General features: G+C 68.8%; 7 protein-coding genes, 2 pseudogenes and 1 riboswitch. Of the genes and pseudogenes, 7 read left to right on the forward strand and 2 right to left on the reverse strand.

Annotated elements, in window-relative coordinates:
• Nucleotides 1-32 precede the first annotated feature (32 nt).
• The 4 genes and pseudogenes from AC6LJ9_RS24805 (at nucleotide 33) to AC6LJ9_RS24820 (ending at nucleotide 3,624) form a co-directional block, all read left to right on the forward strand.
• A complete protein-coding gene (locus AC6LJ9_RS24805) occupies nucleotides 33-1,091 on the forward strand; it encodes an ABC transporter substrate-binding protein (protein WP_498149582.1) in 1,059 nt (352 codons plus the stop codon).
• Entirely contained in the window at nucleotides 1,091-1,861 is a 771-nt protein-coding gene (locus AC6LJ9_RS24810; RefSeq protein ID WP_498149583.1) for an ABC transporter ATP-binding protein, read from the forward strand. Before AC6LJ9_RS24805 ends, AC6LJ9_RS24810 begins: the two co-directional genes overlap by 1 nt.
• Nucleotides 1,862-1,872: 11 nt before the next feature.
• A complete protein-coding gene (locus tag AC6LJ9_RS24815; protein WP_498149584.1) occupies nucleotides 1,873-2,742 on the forward strand; it encodes an ABC transporter permease in 870 nt (289 codons plus the stop codon).
• Between the two features lie 160 nt (nucleotides 2,743-2,902).
• Nucleotides 2,903-3,624 (forward strand): annotated as a pseudogene (locus AC6LJ9_RS24820) (SDR family oxidoreductase).
• A gap of 167 nt (nucleotides 3,625-3,791) precedes the next feature.
• On the opposite strand, the gene ilvB reads toward AC6LJ9_RS24820, so the two are convergent.
• Nucleotides 3,792-5,642 carry a biosynthetic-type acetolactate synthase large subunit gene (gene ilvB, locus AC6LJ9_RS24825; RefSeq protein ID WP_498149589.1) on the reverse strand — a complete coding sequence of 617 codons (1,851 nt, stop codon included), beginning with the start codon at nucleotides 5,640-5,642 and terminating at the stop codon, nucleotides 3,792-3,794.
• A gap of 93 nt (nucleotides 5,643-5,735) precedes the next feature.
• On the opposite strand from ilvB, the gene AC6LJ9_RS24830 reads away from it, so the two are divergent.
• Nucleotides 5,736-6,209, forward strand: a complete 474-nt coding sequence (locus AC6LJ9_RS24830; protein ID WP_498149585.1) for an Lrp/AsnC family transcriptional regulator — start codon at nucleotides 5,736-5,738, stop codon at nucleotides 6,207-6,209.
• A 392-nt stretch (nucleotides 6,210-6,601) separates the two neighbouring features.
• Here the strand turns inward: AC6LJ9_RS24830 and AC6LJ9_RS24835 are convergent, their stop codons facing one another.
• A complete protein-coding gene (locus AC6LJ9_RS24835) occupies nucleotides 6,602-7,522 on the reverse strand; it encodes a bestrophin family protein (protein ID WP_498149586.1) in 921 nt (306 codons plus the stop codon).
• Between the two features lie 155 nt (nucleotides 7,523-7,677).
• Between AC6LJ9_RS24835 and AC6LJ9_RS24840 the strand changes: the two are divergent.
• A pseudogene (locus AC6LJ9_RS24840) lies at nucleotides 7,678-8,175 on the forward strand (SET domain-containing protein); the annotation flags it as partial.
• A 405-nt stretch (nucleotides 8,176-8,580) separates the two neighbouring features.
• A riboswitch (FMN riboswitch) is annotated at nucleotides 8,581-8,735 on the forward strand.
• Nucleotides 8,736-8,845: 110 nt separating this feature from the next.
• The gene (ribB, locus tag AC6LJ9_RS24845) at nucleotides 8,846-9,559 is read left to right on the forward strand and encodes a 3,4-dihydroxy-2-butanone-4-phosphate synthase (RefSeq protein ID WP_498149587.1); all 714 of its coding nucleotides are present in this window, start codon (nucleotides 8,846-8,848) and stop codon (nucleotides 9,557-9,559) included.
• Nucleotides 9,560-9,607 lie beyond the last annotated feature (48 nt).

Consider the following 9,607-nt stretch of genomic DNA (forward strand, 5'->3'; position numbering starts at 1 on the left):
CCGCTGTACCGCACACGACCGAAGAGGACGACATGACCGCAAGCCCCCGCTCCCCCGCCCGCCGCCGCATCCTGACCGCCGCCGGCGCGCTGGCCGGCCTCAGCCTGATCGAGGGCCGCGTGGCGCTGGCCCAGCCCAAGCTCGGCCGCGTGGTCTACGGACAGGGCAGCATCGATCCCTTCTTCGCGGCCGGCTACGTGGCGCTCAAGCGCGGCTATTTCGGCGAGGCCGGGCTGGAGGTCGAGTACCTGAATTCCCAGAGCGGCCCGCGCACCAACCAGCTGCTGGCCGCCGGCCAGATCGTCTTCGGCGCCACCGCCGCCACCGCCGCGCCCGCGCTGACGCTGGCCGGCAAGCCGGCCACGCTGGTGTTCGGCTTCGACCGCAAACTGACCTACGCCAACGTGATCGTGCGGCGCGAGGACTACGACAGCGGCAAGATCACGTCGCTGAAAGACCTGGCCGGCAAGCGCGTGGGCGCGACCCAGCCGCAGTCCAGCACCTGGCTGATGGCGCTGTACCTGATGCAGAAGGCCGGCGTGGCCGACAAGGTGGACATCCGCCCGCTGGGCGACCTGGCCACCATGCTGGGCGCGCTCAAGACCGGCTCGGTCTCGGCCAGCATGGCCACCATGTCGATGATGGAGCAAGCCCGCCAGGAAGGCTGGGGCGCGCCGATCTTCGACGCCACCACCGAGGCCTCGTGGAACGAGTTCATGGGCGGAGACGTGCCCGGCATCGCCGCGCTGACGCTGGCCGACACCATCCAGAAGCGCCCCGAAACGGTGCAGGCCTTCGTCGGCGCGCTGGTCAAGGCGCAGGATTTCATCGGCGCCCATGACGCCGCCGCCATCACCGAGGCGATCTACGACGACTATCTCAGCGCTTTCCCCAAGAGCGCCATCGAGAAGACGCTGGGCGTCTACAAGCAGACCGTGTTCCTGTCGGACAACATCATCACCGAGGACGCCTACCAGCGCATGAGCGCCATCATGGGCGACGGCCGCCAGTTCTCGAACGACGAACTCAAGACCGTGCCGTACTCGCGCTGCGTCGACATGAGCTTCGTGCGCCGCGCCCGGGGCCTGTAATGATCGAGCTGGACCGGGTTGGCAAGGCGTACCCCACGCGCCAGGGCGTCACGCATGCGGTGGGCGAGGTCAGCCTGGCCATCGGCGCGGGCGAGTTCGTGTCCATCGTCGGCCCCTCGGGCTGTGGCAAGAGCACGCTGCTGAACATGATCGCGGGCTTCCTGCCGCCCACCGCCGGCGAGATCCGCGTGGACGGCCAGGTCGTCAACGGCCAGGTGCCGCCCCGGCTGGGCTACATCTTCCAGAAGGACACGCTGCTGCCCTGGTTCAGCGTCCGCAAGAACGTGGCCCTGGGCCTGAAGTTCCAGGGCGTGGCGCCCGAACGGATCGCCAGCCGCGTGGCCGAGCTGCTGGAGCTGGGCCATCTGGCGGACTTCGCCGACGCCTATCCGCACCAGCTCTCGGGCGGCATGCGGCGGCGCGTGGCGCTGTTGATGAGCCTGGCGGTGGAACCGCGCATCCTGCTGCTGGACGAGCCCTTCGGCGCGCTGGACACGCACACCAAGACGCACCTGCACCGCGAGCTGATCGAGATCTGGCGCAAGCTGGGCCAGACCATCGTAATGGTGACGCACGACCTGGACGAGGCCATCACGCTGTCGGACCGCGTCGTGGTGCTGTCCGGCCCGCCCAGCCGCGTGCTGCTGGACGAGCGCATCGCCATCTCGCATCCGCGCGACGTGTTCACGCTGCGCGAGACGCCGCAGTTCACCGCCCACGTGCAAAGCCTGTGGAGCGTGCTGGGCCAGCAGTTCCGCGCCGCCGCCTGAGACCGGACGCCATGACTTCCGCGACGACTCCCCGCCATGAATCCGCCCACGCGCTGCAGGACCAGCTGCGCCTGGACCGCCGCGCCGCCATCGCCCGCCGCGTCCGCGTCACGCTGTGGCAGGTGCTGATCCTGGCCGTGATCCTGGGCGCCTGGGAAACGCTGACGCGCATCCCCTGGTTCACGCAGAACACCCTGTTCGATCCCTTCTTCATCAGCCAGCCCTCGCGCGTGGCCGTGCGGCTGTGGGAATGGCTGCAACCCGGCCCGCGCTCGGTCTGGCCGCATCTGTGGCTAACGCTGCAGGCCACGCTGATCGGGCTGGCCGTGGGCGTGGGCAGCGGCTTCCTGGTGGGCATGACGCTCAGCCGCAGCCGCTTCCTGGCCGATGTGTTCAATCCCTATATCGTGGCCTTCAATTCCATGCCGCGCATCGCCTTCGTGCCGCTCATCACCATGTTCTTCGGGCTGGGGCTGGCGTCCAAGGTGGTCACGTCCTGGTTCGTGGTGTTCTTCCTGGTGTTCTTCAACACCTACAAGGGCGGGCGCAGCGTGGAGCGCGAGCTGGTGGACTTCTGCCGCACGCTGGGCGGCTCGCCGCGCCAGATCCTGTGGCGCGTGCGCGTGCCCACCGCGGCGGCCTGGACCTTCGCCGCACTGCCCAACGCCATCAGCTTCGCGCTGATCGGCGTGGTGCTGGCCGAGTTCGTCGGCTCCACCACCGGCATGGGCTACCTGATGATCACCGCGCTGGCCACGCTCAACGCCACCGACATGTTCGCCGCGGTCACGCTGCTGTCGCTGGTGGGGATCGCGCTGGTGTATTGCGTGACGTGGCTGGAGCGGCGGCTGCTGCACTGGGCTCCCGAGTTCCGCGAATGATCAGGCCCACCCCCGAGGCGCTGCGCGCCTCCCCCCCTCAAGGGGGCGCCGCTGCGGACCGGCGAAGCCGGATCCGCGCGGCCCCGGTCGGGACGAGCCTGCGATCCAACAAGCACGCCGTTTCCTTCCCGGTTCCCGTTCCCAGCCATAGGCGAATGACATGAATACCCTGCCTTATCTGCGCAACTTCGAACTCGGCGGCCAGGTCGCGCTGGTGACCGGGTCGGCCCGTGGGCTGGGCCTGTGCATCGCGCGGGCGCTGGCCGGCTGTGGCGCGCGCGTGCTGATCAACGGCCGCAATGCCGCCGCGGCCGAGGCGGCCGCCGACGCGCTCAGGCGCGACGGACTGGACGCGCATGCGTTGGCCTTCGACGTGGCCGACGATGCCGCCATGGCGCAGGCTTTCGCCCGCATCGACGCCGAGCATGGCCGGCTGGACATCCTGGTCAACAACGTGGGCGCGCGCAACCGAAAGACGCTGGCCGACACCACGCCCGCCGAGATCCGCGAATTGATCGACACCGACCTGGTGGCCGGCCTGCTGCTGTCCAAGCTGGCGGCCGAGCGCATGGTGCGCCAGGGCGGCGGCCGGCTGATCGCCATCACGTCCGTGGTGGGCGAATGCGGGCGCTGGCGGCGGAGTTCGGCGGGCGCGGCATCACCAGCAACGCCATCGCGCCGGGCACCTTCGCCACCGAGACCAATGCCGCGATGATTGCCGACCCCTCGGTCGGCCCGCGCGTCGCGGCGCGCAATCCGACGGGCCGCTGGGGCGAGCCGGAGGAAATCGCCGGCGCCGCCGTGTTCCTGGCCTCGCGCGCCGCGTCCTATGTCAACGGACACGTGCTGGTGGTGGACGGCGGACTGTCGATCCAGTTCTAAGGAAACGCGCTACGCGCTTGCTGCCCCCCAAGGGGGCCGTCCTTCCTCGGGGCGGCCCAGCGAGGGGAAGGCCCCCACGCCGCGCGCTACGCGCTTGCTGCCCCCCAAGGGGGCTGTCCTTCCTCGGGGCGGCCCAGCGGAAGGACACTCCCACTCCCGCTCCCACCTCAGCTCGTCTCGTCCTGGTACCAGACGCCTTCGGCCAGCATCATGCGCTGGTGGCCGTGGCCGGCGGGCATCATGGGGAAGCAGTTTTCCTGCGCGGCCACCGCCACGTCCAGGAAGTAGGGGCCGTCGTGGGCCAGGCATTCTGCCAGCGCGGCGTCCAGCTGGGCCGGATCGTCCACGCGCGCCGCGCCCCAGCCGAAGGCGCGCGCCAGCGCCACGAAGTCGGGCAGCGAGGCGTTGTAGCTGTGGCTGTAGCGGCCGCCGTGGATCAGCTCCTGCCATTGCCGCACCATGCCCATGTAGCCATTGTTGCACAGCACGACCTTGACCGGCGTCTGGTGCTGCATGGCGGTGGACAGTTCCTGGATGTTCATCAGCACGGACGCGTCGCCGCTGACGCAGACCACGGTCTTGTCCGGGTGCGCGATCTGCGCGCCGATGGCGGCGGGCACCCCGTAGCCCATGGTGCCGGCGCCGCCCGAGGTCAGCCAGCGGTTGGGCTGGTCGAAGCGCAGGTACTGCGCGGCCCACATCTGGTGCTGGCCCACGTCGGTGGAGACGACGGCGTCGCGGCCGTCCAGCGCGGCGTTCAGACGCGCCATCAGGTGCTGCGGCAGGATGGACTCGGCCGAGGGCGTGTAGCCCAGGCAGTCCCGGGCGCGCCAGGTAGCGATGCGGTCCCACCAGGGCGCGAGCCGCGCCGGGTCCAGCGGCGCGTCGCCCAGCTCGGCGCGCAGCGCCTGCACCAGCGGCAGGCAGTCGCCGACCAGCGCCACGTCCACGCGCACGACCTTGTTGATCGAGGCGGGGTCGATGTCGATGTGGATCTTGCGCGCGTGGGGACAGAATTCCGAGAGCTTGCCGGTGATGCGGTCGTCGAAACGCGCGCCGATGCAGACCACCAGGTCGGCGTTGTGCATGGCGAGGTTGGCCTCGACCGTGCCATGCATGCCCAGCATGCCGACGAACTGCGCGCTGGACGCGGGAAAGGCGCCCAGGCCCATCAGCGTCAGCGTGCAGGGCGCGCCGGTGTGGCGCACCAGCTCAGTGAAGGCGGCGCAAGCCTCGGGGCCGGCGTTAACCAGTCCGCCGCCGCCATAGAAAATAGGACGCCTGGCCTGCGCGATCAGCGCGGCGGCGCGGCGCACGGCCGACTGCGGCAGCTTGGGCGCCAGCTTGCCGGCCTGACGGCGCGCGCGCAGCGCGGCCAGCTTCTGCTGCGAGGGCACGGCCGGCACGTCAATGTCGGCGTCATGCGGCACGGCCAGCTGCACGTCCTTGGGGAAATCCAGCAGCACCGGGCCGGGCCGGCCCTGGCGCGTCAGTTCGAAGGCGCGGCTCACCACGGCGGCCACGTCGTCCACCGCGCGGACCTGGGTGTTCCACTTGGTCACCGAGCGCGAGATGCCGATGGCGTCGCATTCCTGGAAGGCGTCGGTGCCGATCGCGGCCGTGGCCACCTGGCCGCTGATGCACAGCACCGGGATCGAATCGCACATGGCGTCCAGCAGGCCGGAGGTGGTGTTGGCCATGCCCGGGCCGGACGTCACGAAGACCACGCCGGTGCGGCCGGTACTGCGGGCATAGCCCTCGGCGGCATGGACGGCGGCCTGCTCGTGGCGCACCAGCACATGGCGCAGGCGCGGCTCGGCGTAAAGCGCGTCGTACAGCGGCAACACGGCGCCGCCGGGGTAGCCAAAAATCGTGTCCACCCCATGCGCAATCAGCGTTTCCAACAGGATCCGGGCGCCGTTGGCGGCGGGGCCGGCGGCCGGGCGCGAGGCGGTGGAATCGGCGTCCGGCAGGACGGCAAGGGCGGCGGAGTGGAGGCGATCGTTCATGCTGACTATCTTATTCGTGGATGGGAAGAATTTTTATCTTCTTTTCCACAGATAACGGCCATACGGAGTAAATTCATCTTCAACATGGAGGATTTGAAGAAAATGAACCTGGACAAGTTCGACCTGGCCATTCTGAAGGTGCTGCAGCAGAACGCGCGCGCCAGCCTCAACGACATCGGCGCGGCCGTGGGCCTGTCGTCCACGCCCTGCTGGAACCGGATCAAGCGCATGGAAAGCGCCGGGGTGATCCGCGGCTACACGGTGGACATCGACCCGGCCAGCCTGGGCTTCATGGACACGGTGATCGTGCACGTCACGCTGGAAAGCCACAGCGAGGAAACCCTGTACGAATTCGGCCGCGCCCTGGCCCAGATTCCGGAGGTGCTGGAGGCCTTCCTGGTGTCGGGCGACTACGACTATTACATCCGCATCGCCGTGCGCGACACGCGGGACTACGAGCGCCTGCTGCGCGAACAGCTGTACCGGATACCGGGGATCCGACACAGCAAGTCTTGCTTCGTGCTGCGGCGCTTGAAGGAGACGATGCTGCCGCTGACGGGCGCGGCAACCCCCTAGGTTCGTGCAAACCAGGCGTAGGCCCTGGCCATTCAGTTCAGGTGCGACCCGGTTTTCGGATACCGAACATCAGGAGTCTTCCGGCCCGCAAATTCGCAATGGATTTTCGCAGGCGCTTGGCGTTGGCTTTCGTACTGAGCAGATGCCGTGTTTCTTGCATGCCGCTGTCGCTGGTCGCAGGTGCCAGAATAGGGCGTTCGCTACTCGCGCAAGTAGTCTCGGCAGAGGTATGAGCCTTGCATTCGTCGTGATCCATCACAGCGTAGGTCTCCCAAACAGCATGCCGCATCGAAGCGCCATGCCATTTCACGAGGCGCCTGTGCTCACTGTAGCCGGGCAACTGAACCCAATCTATTGTGGGTCCCCGCAAATTCGCGGCATCCCCGCCCCCCCTACCTCAACACATAATCCACCGGCACCGCCGGCTCCGGCAGCGGCCGCACACCCAGACCTTCCAGCAGGTCGATCTCGATGACGCGCGCCAGCGCGGACAGGGGCAGGTCGTTCTCGTCCTTGCCGAAGGGATCTTCCAGTTCGTCGCCCAGCGCGTCCAGGCCGAAGAAGGTGTAGGCGATGATGGTGACCGCCACCGGGGTCAGGTATTCCAGCGCGCCCACCAGCCCGAAGGGCAGCAGCAGGCAGAACAGCCAGGCGGTGCGGTGCAGCAGCAGCGAATAGGCGAAGGGCGAGGGCGTGAACTTGATGCGCTCGCAGGCGGCCTGGATGGCGGCGCAGGCGGCGGCGCGCTGGGTCAGGGCCTGGTAGAGGATGTCGGTCAGCTCGCCGCGCCGCAGACAGGCGGCCAGGTCGCGATTGATGGCCAGCAGCAGCGCGTCCGGCACGTTGCGGCAGCCGGCCAGGGTTTCGGCCTCGTCCAGCTGCACCCAGGGCCGGGCGGCGGCCAGGGCGTCCTCGTCGCGCAGGCGCGCGGCCAGCGCGTAGGCGAAGCCAATGCAGCGGCGCACGATGCGTTCCTGCACCGGGTTGGCGGTGCTGGCGGCCAGCAGCACCGCGCTTTCGCGGGCCAGGCTGCGGCACTGGACGATGAGATCGCCCCATTGCTTGCGCGCTTCCCACCAGCGGTCGTAGCAGACGTTGTTGCGGAAACCCATGAAGACCGACAGCGCCAGGCCGAACAGCGAGAAGGGCACGGCGGACAGGTGGGCGGGCGAGAACATGCGGTCGTGGTACATCCACACGACCAGGCCGGCCAGCAGGGTGATGACGAGAATGCGGCTGAAGATGCGCGGAATGATGGAGCCGCGCAGAATGAAGAACAGGGCCAGCGCGGAAGGACGCGGACGGACGATCATGATGGGGTGGGAAGGAAAGGCGAGACGGAAAGAGGAACCGGAAAGGAAAACCGGAAAGCGGATACGCGGCGCGCTCACTATACGCCTGTCAAACGGTCATGGACGCGCCGATATAATTCTGTTTCGTTTCATCGCCCCCAAAGGCCCGCAGCCCCATGACCACCGCCTCCGAAGACACCCCCATCAAGCCCTGGCACGCCGTCCGCCGCTCCAAGCTGCACGGCAACGGCGTCTTCGCCGCGCGCAAGATCCCCGCGGGCACGCGCATCATTGAATACGGCGGCCAGCGCATCAGCGCCAAGGTAGCGGACCGCCGCCATCCGACCAATCCGGACGATCCGTTCCACACCTTCTTCTTCGCCCTCAGCTCGGGCCGCGTGATCGACGGCGGCGACGAGGGCAACGACGCCCGCTGGATCAACCATTCCTGCGAACCCAACTGCGAGGCGCAGGAAGGCAAGCACGGCAAGCGCGTCTACATCGTGGCCGTGCGCGACATCGCGCGCGGCGAAGAGCTGTCCTACGACTATGGCCTGGTGCTGGACGGCCGCATCACCAAGGCGCTGCGCGACGGCTACCGCTGCCTCTGCGGCACGCCGCCGTGCCGCGGCACCATGCTGGCGCTGTCGGACAAGCAGAAGAAGAAGGCGCAGAAGAAGCTGGCCGAGGCCAGGCAGGCCGAGGCGCAGCCCGTGGCCAAGAGCGCGGACGCGCCCACGAAAAAACGGGGCGGTTCGAAGCAAGCGGTGAAGCCGGGCGCCAAACAGGACGCACTGTTGGACGCAAAGCCGGACGCCAAACCCGCAGCCAAGCAGGACGCGCCCGCGCAAGCGAACGGCCAGGCCGCCACCAAGCCGGCGCGGAAACCCGCCCGCAAGCCGGCCGAAGCCACTGCCCAGCCGGAAGCAGCCCAGTCCAAGTCCCCCGCCGCCAAGCGCCGCGCCACGCACAAGACCGCGCCGGTTCCGTCCCCCGCCTGAAACCCCACCGGCGGCAGGCGTATTGCCCCGTCCCGCCCCGGCAGGCGTACAATCAGCCGGTCGTTAACACGACATGCAGTACGTCTTCAGGGCGGGGCGAAATTCCCCACCGGCGGTATGCCACGCAATGTGGCGAGCCCGCGAGCGCCCGGTGTTCCCCAGGAACGCCGGGGTCAGCAGACCTGGTGAGATGCCAGGGCCGACGGTCATAGTCCGGATGAGAGAAGATGTGCCGGCACATACTCGGTTGCCCGGGCGCTTGCGTCCGGCCAGCGGTTTTCTGTTCGGCTGTCGCATAGCCCTGAAACGTTTTTCGCCCACTTTTTCCGCGAGAGCGTTTCACATGTCCACTACCAATCCGCAGCAATCCCTTCCCAGCCTGGCTTCCCAGCCGTTCGAGGCCCGCTTGCAGCGCGCCCTGCATCACCTGCGCCTGGGCCGTCCCGTCATCCTGATGGACGACTTCGACCGCGAGAACGAGGCCGACCTGATCGTCGCCGCCGACAAGCTCACCGTGCCCGTCATGGCGCAGCTGATCCGCGACGGCAGCGGCATCGTCTGCCTGTGCCTGCCCGGCGAGGCGCTGGACCGCCTGGGCCTGCCGCCCATGGTGCAGAAGAACGAAAGCCGCCACGCCACCGCCTTCACCGTGTCGATCGAGGCCCGCGAAGGCGTGAGCACCGGCGTGTCGGCGGCCGACCGGGTCACCACCATCCGCGCCGCCGTCTCGCCCACCGGCCAACCCGGCGACATCGTCAGCCCCGGCCACGTGTTCCCGCTGCGCGCCCAGCCCGGCGGCGTGCTGACCCGCCGCGGCCACACCGAAGGCTCGGTCGACCTGGCCGTGCTGGCGGGCCTGCGTCCGGCCGGCGTGCTGTGCGAACTGATGAACGCCGACGGCACCATGATGCGCGGCGCCGCGCTGGAGCGCTACGCCGCCCAGCACGGCCTGGTGGCGCTGACCATCGCCGAGCTGGCCGATCATCTGCAAAAGCTGCGCGACGGCCAGGCCACGCCGGTCGACGACGAAGTGCTGGAGATGGCCGCCACGGCCTGATCCGGCGCGCCACACCGGCGCGGCCCGGCCTTCAGGCCCGGACCGCGC

The sequence above is a fragment of the Achromobacter sp. 1011811831 genome (assembly GCF_059760905.1).